Here is a 21933-nt window from a genome sequence, read left to right as displayed (position 1 = left end):
GGGTGGCGAAGACGAGCTATGCGATTCGACGGCTGCCAATTTTATTTACTTACCTGAGTTGGTCAGCTATATAGGCACTCAGCCGATTTCGAAAAGTCACGGCTCTTAGCTTCACGCTAAGCCTCCAGAAACCTCCGGTAGTGCCCTGCCGGAGGTTTTTCGTTGCGGAGCGCAGGGACGGTGCGCTTCAGCCGCGTATGACGCGCGCACGCGAGTTCGGCCGGTAGGCGAGGCGGCTGTGGCCGGCGCAATAGGGCTGTCCGTCGTGCGCGGTGTTGCCGCAGAAGCAGAAATCCTCGGCACCGGGCGTCGAGATCGGCCAGCGGCAGCGGTTTTCGCCGAGCTCCATCAGCGAGCAGCGATTGGCCTCGTCGATCGGCCCGGTCACGACAGGCGCGTCCGGTTCGCCGTAGATTGTCGCGAGCATTTCGAATTGCAGCCGGGGCACCGCTTTTTGCGCGCGTGGGGCGGAACTCCTGCCCTGATTCCCGTCCTGGAGCCTGCGCTCGTCGACCGAGCGGCCGCGCGTGAGATTCAGGCGCGACAGCTTGCCGATCACGGCGTTGCGGCTGACGCCAATGTCGGCGGCGATCTCGCGGCAGGACAGACCGGCCTCGAAATGTTGCTTCAGAAGTTCAATTCGTTCGTTGGTCCAGGTTGGTGAGAGAACAGGCATTGTAACGGTCCCAGGTTGCGACAATCGACCAATCGCAGCTCGAGATCCGTCCGCTTCACGTTCGGCGTGCGCTCACGTCCTGCCATTGTCGCGAATCGACAAAAGCCCGTCCTTGATGGCGAGACGGATGCCTTCCTCGATCAATGTACGTGCGACGCCGGGAACGCTGGTGCCGTGGGTGCCCTGTCTCACCAACTTCTCCAGGTAGGTGATGGTCGAGAGCGCCAAGGTTACGGGAATGCGGTCAGTCTCGGCTTTTTCGGTGGCCATGGCCGAACGCTAGCCTCTTACTCGGGTACATAAAAGTAACGATTAAGACTCTATTTAGGTTTGGGGGCAGAAGTCAAATGCAGGCTGAACCGATCGCTTAGCTCTTTGGAATCGTAGAGAAAATCAGGCGTGACTCGGCGCACCGCCTGGAGTGTCCGGGCGGTGAGGAAGCGTGGAGCGCTCAGGAGGTGCCGGCGCGGTCAGCCGTGCACGATCGCCTTTTCGATCATGCAATGGATGCCCTTGGAGCCGTTGACGGTCTGGGTCACCCGCAGATCGGCCGCGAGACTGCACAGTGTATAGGCGTCCTCGCGCGACAGGTTTCGCGTCTCGCCAAGCAGCACGATCATGTCGCGCAGTGCCCGCACCGCGCATTGGTCGAGGTCGGGGTCCATGGCCATGGTCATGTAGTGGGTCGGCGTCTCCGCGCGCGGATAGTCGAATCGCAAATCCTTGCGCAGCACCAGCCGGAAGCGGCCCTGCAACGCCGTCTCGATCGCGGTGACGCAGACCTCGCCGTCACCCTGCACGCCATGACCGTCGCCGCATGAGAACATCGCGCCCGGGACGAATACCGGCAGATACAATGTCGCGCCGGCGCCGAGCTCCTTGTTGTCGAGATTGCCGCCCATGGCGCGCGGAACGAGCGAGGAGATGCGGCCCCAGGCCGGCGGCGGCGAAACGCCCATCACGCCGAAGAACGGTTTTAGCGGCAGATCGAGGCCCCATGGCATCCGGCCGACCATCCGTGACCGGTCCAGCGGGATGTTGAGCATCCGCGTCTCGTGGAAATCGTCGGGCAGGGTGCCGGACAGCGGCCTGATCATGTTCCAGCCCCAGTCCTGGCGGAGCTGGACGTCGAGGATCTCGACTGCGAGCACATCGCCGGGCTCGGCGCCTTCGACCGCGATCGGGCCGGTCAGGATGTGGCCGGGGAGCATGCGCTCGTTCCTGGCATGAACTTCGTACATCTCCGGCGGAATGTGAAACTTGCTGCGGTCGGGCAGCATGTCCGGGCCGCCGCTGATGGTATCGACGGTCACCTCATCGCCACTGGCGATGGTGAGGACGGGCTTGAGCGCGGCTTCAAAGAAGCCCCAATGGCAGGTTTCGGGACTTGAATGGAGGTGATGATGGGTCATTTGCCGCGTCCAATCGGTTTCATCAGTACTTGTCATGAGATCCTGTTATGCCCGGGCTTGACCGGGCAATCGATCCTCTCCCAAGAAGATTTCTGAAGAGGGGTGGGCGGGTCAAGCCCGCGCATCACGATCATTTCAGCGAGGTTTCTCCTGTTTTTCTTTTTCTCCAAGACGTTTGGTGCCGCAGTGGTGCCGATCAATCTTCTGGTCGAGCTCGGGATCATCTCGGTCGTGCTGATGGCAACGCGCTTTGCCGGGCTCGGCCGGAAACTGGCCGCGACCACGCTGGTTCTGCTCGCGCTCGCTGCCTTTTCGCCGCTCGGCAATCTTCTGCTCTATCCTCTGGAGTCGCGCTTTCCCGCGTGGGATCCGTCGCAAGGTGTGCCCGACGGGATCATCGTGCTGGGCGGCTCCGTCGATACCGATCTGTCGGCAGCGCATCACACGCCGGTGGTCTCGCACGCGGCCGATCGCTTGCTTGCGCCCGCCGAGCTTGCGCGCCGTTATCCGAATGCGCGCATCGTCTTCACGGGGGGCTCTGCGAACCTGCTCGCACCGGGCGCCAGGGAAGCCGACTATTCTGCTCCCATCCTGGAAAATATCGGGATACCCAGGGAACGCCTGATCCTTGAGCGGGAGTCGCGCAACACGTACGAGAATGCGATCTTCACGAAGCGTTTGGTGGCGCCGAAGCCGGGCGAGCGATGGCTGCTGGTGACCTCTGCCTATCACATGCCGCGTTCGATCGGAATTTTCCGCAAGGCTGGATTTGAGGTCGAAGCCTATCCCGTGGACTGGCGGATGGGCGGACGTGACGATCTGTTCTCTTTCACCAATTTCGGCGCGGACGGTCTCGGCCGAACCGACACGGCTGTGCGCGAATGGATCGGCCTCGTGGCCTACCGCCTCATGGGCAGGACCAGCGAGTTGCTTCCCGGGCCGGCCAAGGACTAGAACAGGCCTCAGAAGCCCAACAATAGGCGTCGGAAATTGCGCGCCGGGAGGATGCCATGCAGCAGCCAGCCGCTGACACGATCGATCTTGCCGGCCTCGTGGCCGATCTCAACAGCCTGTTGAGGCTGAAGACCACGGTGATCGGCATGAAGCTGTTCGCGCATGCCGCGGACATGGAGGCGATCCCGAAAATCCGGCGGCCTAATGCGGTCCACACCACCGACCAGATCGTCAGCATGGCCTCGCGCCTGGGGTGGACCGTCGGCATCACCGGCGACGATCTCGTCGGCGCGCAGTGCCGCGCTGTGATTGGGCTCAGCCCGCAGGACGAGAAATGGCTCGCCGGCGAAAATTATGTCGGCGTCTGGCACGGCACCGCGGAGGATGCGCGCAAGCGCCAGGAGGCGCTGGACGTGGTTCCGTTCGGGCAATATCAGGCGCTCGCGGTCAGTCCGCTTGCGAGCGGGCGGCTCGATCCGCCGGACATCTGCCTCGTCTACGCAACGCCCGGGCAGATGATCATCCTGATCAACGGGCTGCAATATACCGGCTACAAGAAGTTCGAATGGGGCGTGGTCGGCGAGACCGCGTGCGCGGATTCCTGGGGGCGGGCGCTCAAAAGCGGCGAGCCCAGCCTGTCCTTGCCATGCTATGCCGAACGGCGCTATGGCGGCGTGCCGGACGAGGAGATGCTGATGGCCTTGAAGCCTGCGCATCTCGCCAAGGCGATCGAGGGCATGAAGGCGCTGGCCAGGAACGGCCTGCGCTATCCGATTCCGCCCTACGGGATTCAAAGCGACGTCCGCGCCGGCATGGGCGTGAGTTACGCCAAGAAGTAAAGGTCAGTCATGAGCTCTGCGAAATTCGACATCGTCGTCTACGGCGCGACCGGTTTCACCGGTCAGCTCGTCGCTGAATATCTGACTCAGCATTATAAGAGCGACAAGACGCTCAAATGGGCGATGGCGGGGCGTAGCCTTGGCAAGCTGAAATCGGTGCGCGATGCGATCGGCGCGCCCGGGAATATTCCGCTGATTGTCGCAGATGCGTCGGATGCCGCCTCGCTGAGAGCGATGGCAGAGCAGACGATGTCGGTGATCACGACGGTCGGTCCGTATCAGCTCTACGGCGAGGAGCTGTTGGCTGCCTGCGTCGCCACCGGCACGGATTATTTCGATCTTTGCGGCGAGCCGATCTGGATGCGGCAGATGATCGACAAGTACGAGGCGGCTGCGAAAGAAAGCGGTGCGCGCATCGTATTCTCCTGCGGCTTCGACTCCGTGCCGTTCGAGCTCGGTGCGTTCTTCGTGCAGGAAGAGGCCAAGCGCGTGTTCGGCGCACCTGCCGCGCGCGTGAAGGGCCGTGTGCGCGACATGCGCGGCACGCTGTCGGGCGGCACCGCGGCGAGCGCGAAGGCGACCTTCGATGCCGTTGCCAAAGACATCAGCCTCATCGCGATCCTGAACGATCCGTTTGCGCTGACGCCGGGCTTCACTGGACCGAAGCAGCCGAAGGGCAACAGGCCGCTGCTCGAGGAGGATCTGCAATCCTGGGCCGCGCCGTTCATGATGGCGCTGATCAACACCCGCAACGTCCACCGGTCCAACATGCTGATGGGCTTTCCCTATAGCCAGGACTTCGTCTACGACGAGATGGTTTTGACTGGTCCCGGCGAGAAGGGCGAGGCCAACGCCAAGCGCGTGATGGCGGCCAACGCCGAGAAGACCGGCCCGAGCGCGCCGAAGCCAGGTGAAGGACCATCGAAGGAAGAGCGCGAGAACGGGCTCTTCAATTTGCTCTATGTCGCGATTGCGCCCGACGGCCGTGCGGTCCGCGCCGGTGTCACCGGCGACCGCGATCCCGGCTACGGTTCGACCTCGAAGATGATCTCCGAATGCGCGATCTGCATGCTGCGCGACGTCACCGATGTCGCAGCCGGCTTCTGGACACCGGGCGCAGCGATGCAGCACAAGCTGATCAAGCGGCTGCGGGACAATGCGGGGCTGACATTCGCCGTGGAAGCATGAGGTCTGCGACGCCTGAGAAAGCGTGATCCGTGTCCGCGAAGTTCGATATCGTCGTCTATGGCGCAACGGGATACACCGGCCAGCTCGTCGCCGAGTACCTCGCCGCGCACTACGTCGGTGACGGGGCGCCGACATGGGCGATGGCGGGACGCAGCAGAGACAAGCTCGAATCCGTTCGCGACGCGATCGGCGCACCTAAGGACACGCCGCTCATTGTTGCGGACGCTGCCGATCCAGCATCGCTGCGCGCGATGGTCGATCAGGCGAAGCTGGTCGTCACCACCGTCGGTCCGTACCAGCTTTACGGGTCCGATCTGCTTGCCGCCTGCGTCGCATCTGGCACCGACTATATGGATCTCTGCGGCGAGCCGATCTGGCTGAAGCAGATGATCGACAGGTATGAGGCGGCGGCCAAGGCGAGCGGCGCGCGCATCATGTTCTCCTGCGGCTTCGATTCCCTCCCGTTCGAACTCGGAGCGTTCTTCGTGCAGGAGGAAGCCAGGCGCGTGTTCGGCGCACCGGCGCCGCGCGTAAAAGGGCGCGTCCGCGACCTCAGCTGGAAGTTCTCCGGTGGCACCTCGGCCAGCGCAAGGGTCACGTTCGAAGCGGTTGCGCAGGATCTCAGCCTGGTGTCGATCCTCAAGAACCCATTTGCCTTCACGCCCGGCTTCGAGGGGCCCAAGCAGCCGCGCGGCAACAGGCCGGTGTTCGAGGAGGATTTGCAATCCTGGTCCGCCCCGTTCGCGATGGCGATCCTGAACACGCGCAATGTCCATCGCTCCAACATGCTGATGGGATTCCCCTATGGCAGGGATTTCGTCTACGACGAGATGGTGCTGACGGGGGCTGGGGACGAAGGGCAGGCCAATGCGAAGCTTGTGATGGCGGCCAACAGCGAAAAGACCGGCCCCGAGGCGCTCAAGCCCGGTGAGGGACCGTCGAAGGAAGAACGCGATAACGGCCACTACGATTTGCTCTATGTCGCGATTGCGCCCGATGGCCGTCAGGTGCGCGCGGCGGTCAAGGGCGATCTCGATCCCGGCTATGCGTCAACGGCAAAGATGATCTCCGAATGTGCGATCTGTCTGCTGCGTGACGCACCGGATGTTCCGGCCGGTCTCTGGACGCCGGGCGCAGCGATGCAGCACAAGTTGATCAAGCGCTTGCGGGAGCATGCGGGGCTGACGTTCGCAGTGGAAGGCTAGCTCAGGTCTCGTAGGGCGCGCAAAGGCGCACCGCGCCGTGTCCACCATCTCTCCGCGATTTATCTTTGCGAGTGGTGGGCACGCTCCGCTTTGCCAATCCTACGGCACCCTTCGTGCCGCTACACCGCCCGCGCGTCATACGCGTACATGAAGTCCATGCTCTTCGATCCCAGCGGCAACAACCATTTCATCATCTGATTACGGATGAAGGCACCGGTGGCGCTGAATTCGCGCTTGCTATTGCCGTTGCGGCGCGCCATCGCGACGATCTTCTCGGCACGCGGGCGGCGCTCAGCCTCGAAAGCCTGGAAGGTGGCGGTCAGCTCCTGGCCCTCCTGCATCAGACGGGCGAGCCGCATCGCATCTTCCAGCGCGAGCGAGGCGCCCTGGCCGGCATGCGGGCTGGTCGCATGCGCGGCGTCCCCAATCAGCAGCGAGCGCTTGCGCGACCAGGTCGGCAAGGTCGCGACGTCGAGCGTGTCGGTGACGACGATGTTCTCGGCCGCCTCGATCATGGCAGGGATAGGATCGTGCCAGCCGTGATGGAAGCCGCGCAGATGCTGCTTCAGCGTCGCCGCATCGAGCGCGCGGAACATCGCGGCATCCATGCCGCGCGCCGGCTGCGTGCTCCACCACATCACGCCGTCCTTCGGGTCCGGGCTGCAACAGCCATAGCCGAAGAAGCCGCTCTTCCCGAACGTGGTCTCGACATGCCGGCCGATTGCGCGGCCATCAAGCACGGCATGCGGCACGAAGCCGCCGAAGCCGATAAGGCCGGTGTTGAAGGGCTTTGGCCCGTCGGGCACCACCTGGCGGCGCGCGATCGAATGCACGCCGTCGGCGCCGATCAGGAAGTCGCCTTCGGCGGTGGTGCCGTCGGCGAAATAGGCGATGATCGGCTGGTCGCCGCGATCCTCGATCTTGATCAGGCGCTTGTCGAAATAGAGCGAGACGCAGGCGCACCAGGCCTTGTCGATCAGCATCTCGTTCAGCGTGGCGCGGCAGACATTGACCGCGGGCTGCCCGAAGCGCCGTGCCATGTCGCGGTTGATCGAGCCGAGCCTTCGGCCTTCCTGCGAATAGAAGTCGAAGGACTCCGCGATCGAGCCGCGGCTGATCAGCTCGTTCGCAAGTCCGATCTCGTCCATCACATGCATGCCGTTCGGCGCGATCTGGAGGCCGCCGCCGATGCCTTTGGAGTAGGGCCAGGCTTCGTAGATCGCGGATTCGATGCCGGCGCGGCGCAACAGGATCGCGGCAACGGGCCCGGCGATGCCGGCGCCGATGATCAGGGCCTTGCGGGGACGATGAGGCATTGGCTTGCTCCGGACGTTTCCGTGGTGCTAGGAGAAATTACGGCCGCTAAATCTCTTAGCGACTAAGATATATATCGACTAAGATATGAGGTGGGCCTTGTCAAGGGCAAAGGCGCGCGCGGCGCTGCTGGGAGAATTGGAAGAGGCCATGCGGCGGTCATCGGCGCAAGGCGTGCTCTATGGGCAAGCCGTTGCGAACGTAGCTGGAATTGCCAACTCCGACCTCGAATGCATGGACATCCTCTATCTCGAGGGGCGCGTGACCGCGGGCCGGCTCGCCGAGGTGACGGGACTGACGACCGGTGCCATCACCGGCGTGGTCGACCGGCTTGAGAAGGCCGGCCTCGTGCGCCGCGAGCGCGATGAGACCGACCGTCGCAAGGTCTTCATCGCCGTCGTGCCGGAGAGCGCCATGAAGATCGGCCAGCTCTATGTGCCGATGCAGCAGGCGATGGAGAAGGTGTGGAGCGCCTATTCCGATGAGGAGCTTCGGCTGCTGCTGCGCTTCGCGACCGAGGGCTACAAGGGCGTGCTCGCGGCGACCGCCGCGCTGAAGGGCTTGCTCGACACGCCGCCGGAGAAGCGGCCCGCGGTCAAGCTGAAGAAGCATCCTCGCCAGACTTGATCTTGTAGGCCTGTGCGGCCGCGATCATGCCCCACATCGCGCCCAGCATCATCCAGAAGTGCCGCCAGTGGTCGGTGTCGATCACGAAACTTTCGCCGACGGTGCCGACGAAGGCCGAGAACACCGCGAGATAGGCGCGCTGCCAGGGCACGCGGACGAAGATGTGGCGGAAGCCTGTGATGACGGTGGTGAAGACCAGCGCGGGATAGCAGACACCGGAGAGCCAGCCGCCGGACATGAAGGCGTTCAGATAGGAATTGTGGGTGTCCTCGGGGAAGAAGCGGTGGAATTGTAGGGGACCGATGCCGAACGGCAGGTCGAGCGCCATCTCCGCGCCGAGGATGTGGCGGCCGAAGCGGCCGAAGCGGCCTTCGTCGTAGCTCTGGTCGAAGCTCGCGCGCTGCTTGAACATCTCGGCGATGGAGTCGAACGACAGCAGCACCGCGATTAGCGCGAGGCCCAGCACCACCGCGACGATAGCCATGATGATGATGCGCGAGCGCTGCGCATTGGTGCGGCTGGTCAGCACCATCAGCGCCAGCATGAAGGCCGAGGTCAGGACCAGCCCGCCCCAGGCGGCGCGGGAGAAGGCGAGCAGGATTGCCAGCGACATGATGCCGAAGGCGATGACGTTGCGGAACGCCTTGGCGAATTTGTCGGAGACCACGCTCTGGAGCGCAAACAGCGCCGGCAGGATCAGGAAGGCGCCGAGCACGTTCGGATCCTTGAACGTGCCGCGTGCGCGCTCGTAGAGTGTCAGGAGATCGTGGCCGCCGGGAACAAGGTTGAAATAGCCCGCGATCGCCGAAAGCGATGCGATCATCGCGCCGACCACGAGGCCGCGGCGCAGCATGTCGAGCCGTGCCGCGGTATCCTCTGACGTGACCATGGCAAAGAACACCACTGTCACCGCCATGTACCAGGAGGTCGCGATCCAGCTCGCGACCTCGGACTGGTCGAGCAGCGGGATCGCGCTGATGGTGTAGCCGACATTGAGCAGGACCAGCGCCAGCACCAGCGGCATCAGCACGAGCTTGAGCCGCAGGCCGGTGGCGAAGAAAGCGACGGTGGCGAGCAGCGTCGCGATCTCGTAGGGGCTCGGCTCGATGAAGACGATCGCGCCGGACGCGCCGACCAGCCACACCAGCGCGCGCTGGAGGGCCAGCACGCCGGGCGCAGCCGGTGCGGCTATTTTCATTCCACCGGCTGTCGCCGCATACGCCATTACGCGCTCACACGCTTTACTCTACTCGTACATTACAAGCACCGCTGTCATCGCCCGGCTTGACCGGGCGGTCCAGTATTCCGCGGCGCGCATTGGAGAAAACAACCGGCGCCGCGGCGTACTGGATGCCCCGGTCAAGCCGGGGCATGACGGAAAAACCCAACTCAATACGCGTTCTCGTTCCGGGTCAGCAGCGAGATCGGTGTCTTCAGGAGAATGGCGAGGTCGAACAGCACCGACCAGTTCTCGATGTAATAGAGGTCGAACTCGACGCGCTTCTGGATCTTCTCTTCATTGTCGATCTCGCCGCGCCAGCCATTGACCTGGGCCCAGCCGGTGATGCCGGGCTTGACGCGATGGCGGGCGAAATATCCGTCGACGGCCTCGTCGAACAGCCGGGTTTGCAGCTTGCCCTGCACCGCATGTGGGCGCGGGCCGACCAGGGAGAGATTGCCGGAGAAGACCACGTTGAAGAGCTGCGGCAGCTCGTCGAGGCTGGTCTTGCGGATGAAGCGGCCGACGCGGGTGACGCGCGGATCGTTCTTGGTCACGACCTTGGATGCTGTCGGGTCGGCCTGATGGTGATACATCGAGCGAAACTTGTAGACGTCGATGCGCTCATTGTTGAAGCCGAACCGCTTCTGGCGGAACAGGACGGGGCCGGGGCTGTCGAGTTTTACGGCTAATGCCACCAACGCCATCACCGGGAGCGCGGCAAGCAGTGCAAGGCTGCCGACGACGCGGTCGAACAGCCATTTCATCACCAGATCCCAGTCGGTGATCGGCGCTTCGAACACGTCGAGCGTCGGCACCTCGCCTAGGTAGGAATAGGAGCGGGGACGGAAGCGCAGCTTGTTGGTGTGCGCGGACAGGCGAATGTCGACCGGCAGCACCCAGAGTTTCTTCAGCATCTCCAGGATGCGCGTCTCCGCGGAGATCGGCAACGCGAACAGCACGAGATCGACGCGGGTGCGGCGGGCGAATTCGACGATGTCGTCGACCTTGCCGAGCTTGGGCGCGCCGGCGCAGGTGTCGAGCGCGCGGCTGTCGTTGCGGTCGTCGAACACGCCGAGCACGTGGATGTCGGAATCCTCCTGCGCCTTCAGCGCCTCGACCAGCTCCTCGCCGTTGCGGTCGGAGCCGACGATGATGGTGCGGCGATCGAGCCGGCCCTGGCGCGCCCAGCTGCGCACCAGCGAGCGCAGCACGAGGCGCTCGGCGACCAGCGCGGCAAGGCCGAGGAAGTAGAAGGCGGCCAGCCACAGCCGCGAGATATCGCTGCCGAACTTGGCGAAGAAAGAGATGCCGATGAACATCAGGAAGACGAACGACCAGGATGAGATCATCCGCGTCATCTGCCGAAGCTGCCCGCGGAACAGTTGCACCTGGTAGATGTCGGCAGCCTGGAAGCAGACCACGGCGGCGACCGCGACGGCGATGATTTCCGCGGGGTAGACCCAGCTGAAGCCGACGAGCGGCATGACGTAGCCGACGTACACGGCGATGCCGACCACGCTCAGCAGCACGAGATCGATGGCGCGCGCAAAGCCGGTGATCACGATCGGCGAATAGGCGCGGGCGACCTTCTGGTTCACGACGTCGAGTGCGGCCGGCGTCAGGCGGCGGCGTCGCTCGACAAAGGGTTGGTCAGCGGGCTTGGCCGCGGCGCTGGTCGCGGCATCGAGCATCGAGCGTGCGTTGAGCGGTTCCACGGGCGTCCACGTCCATTCCAAAAACCCGCGGGCGCGGCTTTGCGCCTCCGGGCAGGCATCCCCTGGCACTTCGATTATCGGACAAATCGGAAGATTCTCTAAAGCGGCCTTAAGGATGGTTAATGATTTGCAAATGCATCGCGGTACCCCGCGAGCACGCCATCGACCATCGCCTGCTGGGAGAATTGCGCCGAGATCCGTTCGCGCAGGGAGGTCGCGCGTTGCGCGGTTCCCTCCGGATTGTCGAGCGCGGCCGCGATCGCCTCGGCCATGGCCTCGGCGTTGCTCGCCGCGAACAGGGCCGGGCTCTCGGGTCCAAAGATCTCGGGAATACCGCCGACGCGCGCCGCGATCATGGGAATGCCGGCCGCGCCGGCTTCGATCACGACATAGGGCATGGAATCGCCGCGTGAGGGAACGACCAGCAGCCGTCCCTTGGAAAAGCCGTAGCGCGCCTTGACGTGGCCGATGAAGCGGATCGCATCCGTCAGGCCGAGCCGCTCCACCTGCGCCTTCAACGCCGCCGTCTCCTCTCCGTCACCGCCGAGCGTCAGCGTGACTTTCTTGCCGCGCTCGTGCAGCCGGGCCACTGCATCGACCAGGAGGTCCGCGCCCTTGATGCGCCGGAACTCGCCGACATAAGCGAGGTCGGTGGCATCGTCGGCGATAACGACGGGCTCGAACTCCGCCGGCGTCACGCCGTTGAAGACGCAATGCACCACGCCTTTGGGCGTGCCGACAATGCGCTGATAGGTGTGGCGGGCAAAGGCACTCTCGAACAGGAACAGATCTGTCGCATCCATCAACGTACGTTCAAGCCGCGCGTAAAACTCACCCTTCAGGGTGTTGAGGGGATAGTGCAGCGAGCCGCCATGCGGGGTGTAGATGCGGATGGTGTCGTCCGCGCGGCGCCGCATGCGCAAGAAGGCGCCGGCCTTGGCTCCGTGGCCATGCATGACGTCGGGCTTGAGCGTGGCGATCAGGCGACGCATGCGCAGCCACACCAGAAAATCCTCCGGCGAGGGCTCGCGGCGGATCGCCAGCCGATGCACGCCAAGCTTCAGCCGCGGCGCAAGCTCTGCCAGCGCCTTGTCCGCACGTTCGCCGCCCGTGAGGCTGTCGGCGAGAATCCCGACGTAATGGCCGCGATCGATCTGGCCGTTGGCGAGATCGAGGATGTGCCGGAAAATGCCGCCGACGGGCGCGCGCACGGCGTGCAGGATACGAAGCGGCTGGTCGGGAGAGGGGGGCATGATCAAAACCAGCGCTCGACGGCGAATGCCGAACAAAGTTCTCGAAATATCGAGATGGATTAAGGGGCCCTCGTGGTTAACAAACGGTGACGAGCGCGCCTGTGCTGCCCGCGCAACATCGCGATTAACCCAGCGGCAACCTTAATGGAGTGTAATCGGCCCATTGAGGTACGCGAGTGGCGTTGCCCTGCGGGAGTGTTCGATGCGTTTAGCGTTCTGGCGTGCCGGCAAGGACAAGGCCGTCATCGAGCGGGCCGTTTCGAAGGCCAAGCACGAAGCCAAGTCTGAGACTAAGCCTGAGGCCAAGCCCAGAGTTGAAGCCAGGCCCGCGCCGGTTGTTGCGCAGCCAGCACCAGCCGAATCCGGTGACGTCGATCTGCACGCGCTTGGCGGCGCGCTCGTGCGCAAGCGCGGCTGGATCATCGTGCCGACGGTGCTGGCACTCGTTGCGTCCGCCGCCGTCGTCAATCTCATCACGCCACGCTACAAATCCGAATCGCGCATCCTGATCGACGGTCGCGAGAACGTCTTCCTGCGGCCGAGCAGCGACCGCAGCACCGAGGAGCGGCAGGCACTCGACCCCGAGGCCGTCACCAGCCAGGTGCAGCTCGTGCTGTCGCGCGACCTCGCGCGTGAGATCATCAAGAAGAACAAGCTGGCGGAGCGCCCCGAATTCGATCCGGTGCTGCAAGGCGTGTCGCCGCTGAAATCGCTGGCGGCGATGGTCGGTATCGGCCGCGATCCGTTCTCGATGACGCCGGAAGAGCGCGTGCTCGATGCCTATTACGATCGCCTCCAGGCCTACGCCGTCGACAAGTCGCGCGTGATCGTGGTCGAATTCCAGTCGCAGGATCCCGAGCTGGCGGTGCGCGTCGCCAATTCGATCGCCGACGGCTATCTCGTGCTGCAGCAGAATGCGCGTCAGGATCAGGCCCGCAACGCCAGCCAGTGGCTCTCGGGCGAGATCGAAAATTTGCGCAAGAAGGTCTCCGACGCCGAAGCCAAGGTCGAGGACTTCCGTTCCAAATCGTCGCTGTTCGTTGGCACCAACAACACCACGCTGTCGAACCAGCAGATGGGCGAGGTCAACACCCAGCTCAACAATGCGCGCGCCATGAGGGCTGACGCAGAATCTCGGGCTAGGTTGATCAAGGAGATGCTGCAGAGCGGCAAGCCCATCGAGGCATCCGAAGTCGTGAACTCAGAGTTGATGCGGCGCCTGTCCGAGCAGCGCGTGACGCTGCGGGCGCAACTCGCCGAACAGTCATCGACGCTGCTCGGCAATCACCCGCGCATCAAAGAATTGAAGGCGCAGCTCGGCGACCTCGACAATCAGATCCGCGACGAGGCGGCCAAGATCTCGCGCTCGCTCGAGAGCGATGCGCGGATCGCCGGCGGCCGGGTCGACGGCCTGACCACCAGCCTCGAGCAGCTCAAGAAGCAGGCGACCTCGACCAACGGTCAGGATGTCCAGTTGCGTGCGCTCGAGCGCGAGGCCAAGGCGCAACGCGACTTGCTCGAGACCTACCTTGGCAAATATCGCGAGGCCAGCACCCGCGAGAGCATCGATTCCGCGCCGGCGGAAGGCCGCATCATCTCGCGCGCCATCGTTTCCAACACGCCGGCCTATCCGAAGAAGCTGCCGATCGTGCTGATCGCGACGCTGGCGACGTTGCTGCTCTCGTCCGGCCTCGTCGTCACCGGCGAGCTTCTGCGCCAGACAGCGCCGCGCGCCATTGCCTCGCTCGTGCCAGCGGCGGTGGCGGCGCGCCATGAGCCGGTCGTCGATCCTGTGGTTGAAGAGGAGGCTGCACCACTGCAGCCAACGATGACGTCCGACGCTGACGTCAACGAATTCGTCGAGATCGGGGAACTGGCCGAAAGCTTGCGCTCTGCGGGCTCGGCCGCGAAGAAGGTCACTGTGCTCGGCACCGCATCGGGCGATGCCATCACGCTGTCGACGTTGACGCTCGCCCGCCATCTCGCGCGCGACGCGCGCGTCGTCGTGGTCGATCTCGCCGCGTCGTCACCGACGATTGCCGCGGTGTCCGTCGATCCGGCGGCGTCCGGTCTGGCCGAACTGATGCAGGGGCAGGCCTCGTTTGCGCAGGTCATCACGCGCGATAAGCTCTCGCGGTTGCACCTGGTCATGGCCGGTCGTCCCGGCTTCGACCGCGGCCTGCTCCAATCGCCGCGGGTGACGCTCGCGATCGATGCCTTGCTGCGCGCTTACGATTACGTGCTCGTCGACGCCGGCAGTGCCGAAGACTTGCCTGCAGATCTGTTGACGGCGAATGCCCGCGCCGTCGTGGTGCCTGATGCGTCGATGGAGCCGGATGCACGCGCGCTGATGTGCGAGCAGCTCAAGGCCGTCGGCTTCAGCGAAGTGACAATGCTGAGCCGGCCAGTGCAGCCGTCGGATGCCGGTGAGACGTCGCCGCGCGTGGTGGCGGCGTAAGGCGAGGGAGCGCTCCGGCGCCTAGCCGAACGCTTGCCGTAGCCGTCGCGCCAGGTCGAACAGCATCTGGTTCTGTTTCACCAGGCGCTTGCCGTGGTTGAGTGAGGACATCGCCATCGCCGCGAGCTTGCCGCGCGAGGTTAGGGGCACGAAGCTGTCAAAAATGTCCTCGTCGTCCTTGCAGAACATGCGCTTGTACTCGTCCGTGCCGATGCCGAGGTCGAGAGAGCGATAGCCGCGTTCGGCATAGCGGTCGATGATGTAGCGCATCAGGATCAGGCCCGGGCTGTAGCGGGCGTGCTCCGACATCGTGTAGGTGTTGAACATCGTCGAGAAGCGCTGGCCGTCGGCGACGCCGGCGAAGATCGCAATCACCTCGTCGTCGCATTCGAGCGCATGGATGTCGATGACACGGCCTTCGCCGCGCGGCGCGAGGCAGGCGCTGCGGATGAATTGTTCGACACCCGGTTCGGCGAAGACGTTCGGGAGCTTCTGCTCCGCCATCCGTACCGGCTTGACGCGGAAGAACCAGTCGAGCAGGCGGGTGACGTCCGCGTCCGTCGTGGCAAGGTGGTAGCGATAGCCGGCGAGCGCCTGGAGTTTCTTCTCCTTGCTCTTCAGCCGGCGGCGGAAGGAGTTGCTGATCCGGGATGCAGGCGGGCCACCGGGCTCCATCGCCAGCAGTGGGCAGCCATTGATCGCGCTCTGCCGCGGCAGCAGCGCGAACGGATTCTGCTGATCATGCCAGCGCTTCGGCTGCTGCGTCAGCGAGAGAACGTCGACCTGGTCATGTAAGGGCGCGAACAGCACGTCGAGATCGGCGGTAACAGCCTGTGCTGCGAACTCGGCGTTCCACAGCCCCATGTTGAACGTCGTGTGCTTGCCGCCCATGAAGCAGGCCGTGCGCACACCGTGGCCTTGGCGCAGCGCGAGCGGAAGCAGCGCGAGCGGGGTCTGTTCGGCATCGCGGGCGATCACGACGAAGGGACGGGCGCCTTCGCGTTCCCCGGCCGATCGCGCCCATGAGCCCAGGAGATCGAACCGCTGATAGGGCGTGAAGAGATGACCGGGCTCCTCGAGGGCGCGCCAGACCGCCTCAGCTTCTGCAATATCGCTGATGAGGTCGACATGCGCGATACGGCTCGCTTTCGACCGCGCTGGCGATTCTGCCGTCCGGCTTTGCATCGCCGCAGCCATGGTCATCCGCGAAACCTGTCGAGAAAACGAAAAATATGTATTTCGGCCTGTGGCCGACCTTTGCAAATAAATGTCAACAAAGGGTAATGACTATGGCTGAGGGAACAGGCCGCCGGCGAACGCGAAGGTGGGATATTGGCATCCGACGACAGATGGCTGGAGCGGTTGCGGCTCGAACTGGCCTGGTTCACCGGCCAGCCCTCGTTGCGCAGCCGTGGCGCAGGCGCAATTCTGCGCTTCGAGCGCGTGCGACCGCGGCGGAGCGGCGCGTTCCAGCCGCTGCGTCAAAACGAGATCACGCCGCAATTTCTCGATCGCGCCATTCGCGCGCTGAAGCGCTGGAATTATGATTTTCTCGGCATGGACGAGGTCTGCCGGCGCGCGGTGACGCTGCCGGAGAAGCGGCGCTTCGTGGCGCTCACCTTCGACGGTGCGGCCAAGGACCTTATCAGCTTCGCCTATCCGGTGCTGGTGCGCCACGCCGTGCCGTTCACGCTCTACGTTCCCACCGCCTTTCCCGATGGCGTCGGCGAGGCGTGGTGGCTCGGGCTCGAGCAGGTGATCGCGCGCGAGAGCCGCGTCAGCCTGATGATGGGCGACAAGGAGCAGCGCTTCACCGTGACAGGCAATGCCGAGAAGCAGGCGCTGTTTTCGCATCTCGAGAATTGGCTACGCTCGCTGGCGCCAGCAGATGTATCGGCGGCGATCGCCGATCTCTGCACGCGCTACCGGATCGATCTCGCCGCACTCTCGCGTCAGGCGTCGATGGATTGGGAGGATCTGGCCAGGTTAGCTGCCGATCCGAGAGTCACGATCGGCAGCGCGGCCGTGAACTATCCCGTCCTCGCCAACATGAAGGACGCAGCCGCACTGCGCGAGATGACCATGGGCAAGGCGGTGGCCGAAGCGTCCTTCCGCCGCGAGATCCGGCATCTGGCGTTTCCGTTCGGCGACCGCGCCTCGTTTCGGCGCAGCCATGTCGTGATGGCGGAGGAGGCTGGCTTCGCCAGCGCGGTATCGACAATCCCGGGCATTGTGGACGCAGAAGGGCGCACCAATCTGCGTGCGCTGCCGCGGATTTCCTGGGACGGACGGGTACGCTCGCTGCGCATGATGCGCGTGCTGGTGTCCGGCGTTGCCTTTGCGCCGGTGAAACCGACGGGCACGTTTACGAGCTAGATTTGGCGCGGTCCGGCCGCTGCATCCAGCTCACGATCGGCATCGCCGGCAGCACCCAGCCCATGCCGACCACCACATAGTAGATCGCCTGCCGCCAGCCGGACTCGGCGATCCACGGCATCTGCGCCGCCGCCATGCCGAGCAAGGCCCAGACCGTAGCCAGCACGAGAAGCAGGATGGCGCCGAGGAACTTGCGGGTGCGGATCGTCATGGCGGAATATTGCGGCTTTCGCGTAACTTGAACTGCGGGAGCGGGGGACTATAAGGGGCACGCAGTCCGGTTCAAGCTTTGGTTTTAGCCCCTGAAATGACGACGATTTCCGCCACGACCAACCCGCATCGCGCCGTGCGCTGGTGGCTGATCTCCGTGGCCGCCCTGATCGCACTGATGGTGCTGGTCGGCGGTGCGACACGGCTGACGGAATCCGGTCTCTCGATCGTCGAGTGGAAGCCCGTCACCGGCAGCGTTCCGCCGCTGTCGGAGGCGCAATGGACCGACGCTTTCGAGGCCTACAAGAAGATCCCGCAATATCGCGAGCTCAACGCGGGGATGTCGCTGTCCGAGTTCAAGCAGATTTTCTGGTGGGAATGGAGCCATAGGCTGCTCGGCCGCTTCATCGGGGGCGCCTATCTGTTGCCGTTCCTGTTCTTCCTGTGGCGCGGCGGTCTGTCCGCTGAGTTGAAGCGGCGGCTGTGGCTGCTGTTCGGGCTCGGCGGCCTCCAGGGTGCGGTCGGCTGGTGGATGGTGGCATCGGGACTGTCCGAGCGTGTCGAGGTGTCGCAATATCGGCTGGCGACGCATCTGGTGCTGGCGCTGCTGATCTTCGCCGGCATCGTCTGGACGGTGCGGCGGCTCGCCGATCGGCCGCAGCTTGCCGTTCCCGCGCGGCTGCGGTTCACGACCGCGGTGCTGGTGATCGTGACCTTCATCCAGATCTATTTCGGTGCGCTGGTCGCGGGCCTGCGCGCCGGACGCGCCTACAACACCTGGCCGCAGATCGATGGCGCCTTCATTCCGTCTGCGGAACGGCTGTGGTTCGAGACGCCCTGGTGGCGCAACATGTTTGACAATGTGCTGACGGTGCAGTTCGAGCACCGCATGACGGCCTATCTGCTGTTCACGCTGGCGGCGCTGCATGCGTTCGACGCGGTGCGTTCACGCGCAGGATCGGCGGCGAGCGGCGCGCTCTGGCTGCTCGCGGCCGTGAGTCTGCAAGCCGTCCTCGGCATCCTCACGCTGCTCAACCAGGTGCCGATCGATCTCGCACTCTCGCACCAGGCGGTTGCGATCGTGGTGCTCACGCTTGCGGTGATGCAGGCGGAACGGCTGGCGTCGCGGCAATCGACTGAGATGCAGCCGCGCGCGGTGGCGGCTGGTCAGCCCGGCTGATCAGCAATAGCCGTAGATGCCGCAGGAGTAGGGCAGGCGCCAGAAATAATCGACCTGCTTCCCGCCGTAATACGCGCCCTGATAGTCGTAGTCCCAGGGTCGACCGTAGTAGCCCGGCAGCGTATGCGAGCCAGGCAGCAGCGGGGTGCCCGGCAGATTGCGGATGTAGCTGCCGATGCCATAGGCGGGCGAGATCAGCGCATCCGGATCGGTCTCGACATAGACCTTTGGCGGTTCCCGCCGCTTCGGCGAGGCCGGCAGATCGGCGGCCAGCGCACTTGAGAGCGTCAGCATCAATGCCAGGGCAGGCACCATCCAGCGCAGCATCGTCGGCTCCGAATCAAAGGGGCGATCCAAGGACGATATATGCAGCAGATATAGTTAGTGACTGTTAACCGAAGCCGTTCCGGGCGCGCTTTTCACGCGCTCCGGGACGGCTTGAAAAAACTACGCGCTCAGCGCTTGCTCCAGGTCGGCGATCAAATCTTCCTTGTCCTCGATGCCGATCGAGAGCCGAACCACGTCGGGGCCTGCGCCGGACTTGATCTTGGCGGCGTCGTCGAGCTGGCTGTGCGTGGTCGAGGCCGGATGGATGACGAGCGATCGAGTGTCGCCGACATTGGCCAGATGCGAGAACAGCTGCAATTTCGACACCAAATTGACGCCGGCATCATAGCCGCCCTTGAGGCTGAAGGTGAACACGGCGCCCGCGCCCTTCGGCGCGTATTTGCGCGCGAGCTGGTTGTACTTGTCGCTTGCCAGGCCCGCATAGCTCACCGAGGACACCGCGGGATGGCCTGTCAGGAATTCGGCGACGGCCTTGGCGTTGTCGCAGTGTTTCTGCATGCGCAGCGGCAGCGTCTCGATGCCGGTGAGGATCATGAAGGCATTGAACGGCGACAGGGCAGGCCCGAGGTCGCGCAAGCCCAGAACGCGGCAGGCGATGGCGAAGGCGAAATTGCCAAACGTCTCCTGGAGACGGATGCCGTGATATTCCGGCCGCGGCTCCGAGAGCATCGGATATTTTCCGCCAGTCGACCAATCGAAGGTGCCGGCATCGACGATGATGCCGCCCAGTGAATTGCCGTGGCCGCCAAGGAACTTCGTCAGCGAATGCACCACGATGTCGGCGCCGTGGTCGATCGGGCGGATCAGATAGGGCGAGGCCAGCGTGTTATCGACGATCAAGGGCACGCCGGCCTTGCGCGCCACCGTCGAGATCGCCTCGATATCGGTGATGCTGCCGGCGGGATTGGCGATGGACTCGATGAAGATCGCCTTCGTGCGCGGCGTCACCGCGCGCTCGAAGCTTGCGACGTCATCGGGATCGGCCCACACCACGTTCCAGCCAAAACTCTTGAACGCGTGCGCGAACTGGTTGATCGAGCCGCCATAGAGCTTTCGCGCGGCGATGAACTCGTCGCCGGGTTGCATCAGCTGTTGCAGCACCACGACCTGTGCGGCATGGCCGGAGGCGACTGCGAGCGCGGCGGTGCCGCCCTCGAGCGCGGCGACGCGCTCTTCCAGCACCGCATTGGTGGGGTTGCCGATGCGGGTGTAAATGTTGCCGAACGCCTGCAGGCCGAACAGCGAGGCGGCGTGGTCGGCATCGTTGAAGACAAACGACGTCGTCTGGTAAATCGGAGTCGCGCGCGCACCGGTGGTGGGATCGGGCTGTGCACCGGCATGCACGGCGAGGGTCGAAAATCCCGGAAGGCGATCGCTCATTGAGGGCGTCCTGTTCTTGTGGCCTGAAATCGCGCGGCATGCTGATCGGCGTCGCGGCTGCCGTCAAGCCGCCGCTTCACATCGCAACGATCGTGCTACGCATTGTCGCGTTCGCGAAACGAATCCCTCGCAAATGCGTCAGCTTTGCTCGGTCTTGTTTTTGGCAGCGCGATCGGAAGCAGCCGTGTCGCCGCCGCCGACACTCATCCGATTGAGGGACAGACGCATGCCTTGCGTCGGTGCCGGCGGGCGCTTCGAACTGAGCGTGCGCGAATTGACGCCCATCCAGGAGATCTCCGACGACAACCGGCCATATTCGATCTTGGGGCAGCGGTTCATCACGACCTTAATGCCCGCGGCCTCGGCCTTTTCCGCCGCCGCATCGTCACGCGCGCCAAGCTGCATCCAGATCACCTTCGGCAGCGGATCGAGTGCGAGGGCTTCCTCAACGACGGGCATGATGTGGCTGGAGTTGCGAAAGATGTCGATCATGTCAACGGGCCGGCCGATGTCGCGGAGCGAGGCGACGAAGGGCTTTCCGAGCAGGTCCTTGCCGACATGGCCGGGATTGACCGGGATCATGTCGTAGCCGCGCTGCGCCAGATATTTGAACGCGAAATAGCTCGGCCGCACGTTGACCGGCGATGCGCCGACCATCGCGATCGACTTCACGCTGTTGAGGATGCTGCGGATGTAATTGTCGGGATAGGCGTCGTGGTTCATCTGGCGTCTTTTCTTGTTGTCACTCATCCCGCCATGTCGGCGTGCGCTTCTCGATGAAGGCGCCGATGCCTTCCTCGGCGTCGCGGGCCATCATGTTCTCGGTCATCACCTCTGCCGCATAGCGATAGGCGTCGGCAAGGCTCATCTCGGCCTGGCGATAGAACGCCTCCTTGCCGAGCTTGACGGTGTAGGCGGATTTCAGCGCGACCTGTTGTGCAAGCGCGATCGCGGCGTCGCGCTCAGTGCCGGCGGCGACCACGCGATTGACGAGGCCGATCTCGCGGGCGCGCACAGCCGGGACCGGCTCGCCGGTGAGCAGCATCTCCATCGCCTGCTTGCGCGGCACATTGCGCGACAGCGCCACCATCGGCGTCGAGCAGAACAGGCCGATGTCGACGCCGGGTGTAGCGAAGCTCGCCGCGTCCGAGGCGATCGCAAGGTCGCAGCTCGCCACGAGTTGGCAGCCGGCCGCGGTCGCGATGCCCTGGACCGAAGCGACCACCGGCTTCGGCAGGTGCACGATCGCCTGCATCATCGCGCTGCAGGCATTCATCGTCTCGGCGAAGAAGGCGCGGCCGCGATCGGGATCGGCGCGGCGCGCGGTCAGCTCTTTCATGTCGTGCCCTGCCGAGAAGGCGGGACCGTTGGCCGCAAGCACGACACCGCGAACGGACTTGTCGCTGCTGATTTCTTCGAGCGCGGCATGCAGGCTTGCGATCACCGCCACCGACAGGCTGTTGCGTGCGGCCGGCCGGTTCAGGGTCAGCACCGCGATCGGGCCGACCATTTCGCGCAGCAGAATTGGCGGTTGCGGGGAGGAGGCTCGTGCGGCCTGGGTGGACATCAAGGCGTT

At 64.3% G+C, this 21933-nt stretch carries 21 protein-coding genes; 8 read left to right on the top strand and 13 right to left on the bottom strand.

Annotated elements, in window-relative coordinates:
* Nucleotides 1-187: 187 nt before the first annotated feature.
* The 3 genes from ACLFLU_RS24585 to ACLFLU_RS24575 all read right to left on the bottom strand — a co-directional run bounded on the left by ACLFLU_RS24585 (nt 188) and on the right by ACLFLU_RS24575 (nt 2088).
* Nucleotides 188-676 (bottom strand): GcrA family cell cycle regulator, encoded by a 489-nt coding sequence (locus ACLFLU_RS24585; protein WP_426407422.1) that lies wholly within the window; start codon nt 674-676, stop codon nt 188-190.
* A 72-nt stretch (nt 677-748) separates the two neighbouring features.
* Complete coding sequence (locus ACLFLU_RS24580; protein WP_007603456.1) at nt 749-946, bottom strand: hypothetical protein; 198 nt, start codon at nt 944-946, stop codon at nt 749-751.
* Nucleotides 947-1146: 200 nt separating this feature from the next.
* The gene (locus tag ACLFLU_RS24575) at nt 1147-2088 is read right to left on the bottom strand and encodes an acetamidase/formamidase family protein (RefSeq protein WP_426407421.1); all 942 of its coding nucleotides are present in this window, start codon (nt 2086-2088) and stop codon (nt 1147-1149) included.
* A 186-nt stretch (nt 2089-2274) separates the two neighbouring features.
* On the opposite strand from ACLFLU_RS24575, the gene ACLFLU_RS24570 reads away from it, so the two are divergent.
* Genes ACLFLU_RS24570 through ACLFLU_RS24555 form a run of 4 tightly spaced genes read left to right on the top strand, consistent with a single transcriptional unit; the run spans nt 2275 to nt 6274 of the window.
* Nucleotides 2275-3042 (top strand): YdcF family protein, encoded by a 768-nt coding sequence (locus ACLFLU_RS24570; RefSeq protein WP_426407420.1) that lies wholly within the window; start codon nt 2275-2277, stop codon nt 3040-3042.
* A 56-nt stretch (nt 3043-3098) separates the two neighbouring features.
* Nucleotides 3099-3881 carry a DUF169 domain-containing protein gene (locus tag ACLFLU_RS24565; protein WP_426407419.1) on the top strand — a complete coding sequence of 261 codons (783 nt, stop codon included), beginning with the start codon at nt 3099-3101 and terminating at the stop codon, nt 3879-3881.
* Nucleotides 3882-3890: 9 nt separating this feature from the next.
* Nucleotides 3891-5069 carry a saccharopine dehydrogenase family protein gene (locus tag ACLFLU_RS24560; protein WP_426407418.1) on the top strand — a complete coding sequence of 393 codons (1179 nt, stop codon included), beginning with the start codon at nt 3891-3893 and terminating at the stop codon, nt 5067-5069.
* 29 nt (nt 5070-5098) lie between these two features.
* Nucleotides 5099-6274, top strand: a complete 1176-nt coding sequence (locus ACLFLU_RS24555; protein WP_426407417.1) for a saccharopine dehydrogenase family protein — start codon at nt 5099-5101, stop codon at nt 6272-6274.
* A gap of 119 nt (nt 6275-6393) precedes the next feature.
* On the opposite strand, the gene ACLFLU_RS24550 is transcribed toward ACLFLU_RS24555, so the two are convergent.
* On the bottom strand, nt 6394-7590 hold the full coding sequence (locus tag ACLFLU_RS24550) for an FAD-dependent monooxygenase (RefSeq protein ID WP_426407416.1): 1197 nt from the start codon (nt 7588-7590) through the stop codon (nt 6394-6396).
* Nucleotides 7591-7738: 148 nt separating this feature from the next.
* On the opposite strand from ACLFLU_RS24550, the gene ACLFLU_RS24545 reads away from it, so the two are divergent.
* Nucleotides 7739-8215: a MarR family transcriptional regulator gene (locus ACLFLU_RS24545; RefSeq protein ID WP_426414065.1), complete on the top strand. Its 477-nt coding sequence runs from the start codon at nt 7739-7741 to the stop codon at nt 8213-8215.
* Here the strand turns inward: ACLFLU_RS24545 and ACLFLU_RS24540 are convergent.
* The 3 genes from ACLFLU_RS24540 to ACLFLU_RS24530 all read right to left on the bottom strand — a co-directional run bounded on the left by ACLFLU_RS24540 (nt 8184) and on the right by ACLFLU_RS24530 (nt 12405).
* The gene (locus ACLFLU_RS24540; protein ID WP_426407415.1) at nt 8184-9440 is read right to left on the bottom strand and encodes an O-antigen ligase family protein; all 1257 of its coding nucleotides are present in this window, start codon (nt 9438-9440) and stop codon (nt 8184-8186) included. The genes ACLFLU_RS24545 and ACLFLU_RS24540 overlap by 32 nt on opposite strands.
* Before the next feature lie 164 nt (nt 9441-9604).
* Nucleotides 9605-11152, bottom strand: coding sequence for an undecaprenyl-phosphate glucose phosphotransferase (locus tag ACLFLU_RS24535; protein ID WP_426407414.1), 1548 nt, complete (start codon nt 11150-11152; stop codon nt 9605-9607).
* Nucleotides 11153-11271: 119 nt separating this feature from the next.
* Nucleotides 11272-12405, bottom strand: coding sequence for a glycosyltransferase family 4 protein (locus ACLFLU_RS24530; RefSeq protein ID WP_426407413.1), 1134 nt, complete (start codon nt 12403-12405; stop codon nt 11272-11274).
* Between the two features lie 202 nt (nt 12406-12607).
* On the opposite strand from ACLFLU_RS24530, the gene ACLFLU_RS24525 reads away from it, so the two are divergent.
* Nucleotides 12608-14863 carry a GumC family protein gene (locus tag ACLFLU_RS24525; RefSeq protein ID WP_426407412.1) on the top strand — a complete coding sequence of 752 codons (2256 nt, stop codon included), beginning with the start codon at nt 12608-12610 and terminating at the stop codon, nt 14861-14863.
* Nucleotides 14864-14884: 21 nt separating this feature from the next.
* On the opposite strand, the gene ACLFLU_RS24520 is transcribed toward ACLFLU_RS24525, so the two are convergent.
* The gene (locus ACLFLU_RS24520; protein ID WP_426407411.1) at nt 14885-16066 is read right to left on the bottom strand and encodes a GNAT family N-acetyltransferase; all 1182 of its coding nucleotides are present in this window, start codon (nt 16064-16066) and stop codon (nt 14885-14887) included.
* A 129-nt stretch (nt 16067-16195) separates the two neighbouring features.
* Here ACLFLU_RS24520 and ACLFLU_RS24515 point away from each other — a divergent pair, with 129 nt between their 5' ends.
* The gene (locus tag ACLFLU_RS24515; protein WP_426407410.1) at nt 16196-17239 is read left to right on the top strand and encodes a polysaccharide deacetylase family protein; all 1044 of its coding nucleotides are present in this window, start codon (nt 16196-16198) and stop codon (nt 17237-17239) included.
* Here the strand turns inward: ACLFLU_RS24515 and ACLFLU_RS24510 are convergent.
* Nucleotides 17229-17450 (bottom strand): DUF2842 domain-containing protein, encoded by a 222-nt coding sequence (locus ACLFLU_RS24510; RefSeq protein ID WP_045003154.1) that lies wholly within the window; start codon nt 17448-17450, stop codon nt 17229-17231. The two genes, ACLFLU_RS24515 and ACLFLU_RS24510, sit on opposite strands and share 11 nt — an antisense overlap.
* Before the next feature lie 96 nt (nt 17451-17546).
* Between ACLFLU_RS24510 and ACLFLU_RS24505 the strand changes: the two genes are divergently transcribed.
* The gene (locus tag ACLFLU_RS24505) at nt 17547-18629 is read left to right on the top strand and encodes a COX15/CtaA family protein (RefSeq protein WP_426407409.1); all 1083 of its coding nucleotides are present in this window, start codon (nt 17547-17549) and stop codon (nt 18627-18629) included.
* On the opposite strand, the gene ACLFLU_RS24500 is transcribed toward ACLFLU_RS24505, so the two are convergent.
* From ACLFLU_RS24500 to ACLFLU_RS24485, 4 genes are all read right to left on the bottom strand, one after another.
* The gene (locus ACLFLU_RS24500; RefSeq protein ID WP_426407408.1) at nt 18630-18956 is read right to left on the bottom strand and encodes a hypothetical protein; all 327 of its coding nucleotides are present in this window, start codon (nt 18954-18956) and stop codon (nt 18630-18632) included. It lies immediately after the preceding gene.
* 120 nt (nt 18957-19076) lie between these two features.
* Nucleotides 19077-20357 carry an O-acetylhomoserine aminocarboxypropyltransferase gene (locus tag ACLFLU_RS24495; protein ID WP_426407407.1) on the bottom strand — a complete coding sequence of 427 codons (1281 nt, stop codon included), beginning with the start codon at nt 20355-20357 and terminating at the stop codon, nt 19077-19079.
* Between the two features lie 138 nt (nt 20358-20495).
* Entirely contained in the window at nt 20496-21080 is a 585-nt protein-coding gene (locus ACLFLU_RS24490; protein WP_426407406.1) for a CoA-binding protein, read from the bottom strand.
* 19 nt (nt 21081-21099) lie between these two features.
* Complete coding sequence (locus ACLFLU_RS24485) at nt 21100-21924, bottom strand: enoyl-CoA hydratase (protein ID WP_426407405.1); 825 nt, start codon at nt 21922-21924, stop codon at nt 21100-21102.
* Nucleotides 21925-21933: the final 9 nt, after the last annotated feature.

Source organism: Bradyrhizobium ganzhouense (genome assembly GCF_049949285.1).
In the GTDB taxonomy this organism is placed as follows: domain Bacteria; phylum Pseudomonadota; class Alphaproteobacteria; order Rhizobiales; family Xanthobacteraceae; genus Bradyrhizobium; species Bradyrhizobium ganzhouense.
The sequence above is the reverse complement of the archived record's forward strand: the minus strand, read 5'-3'. Positions and strand labels throughout refer to the sequence as shown.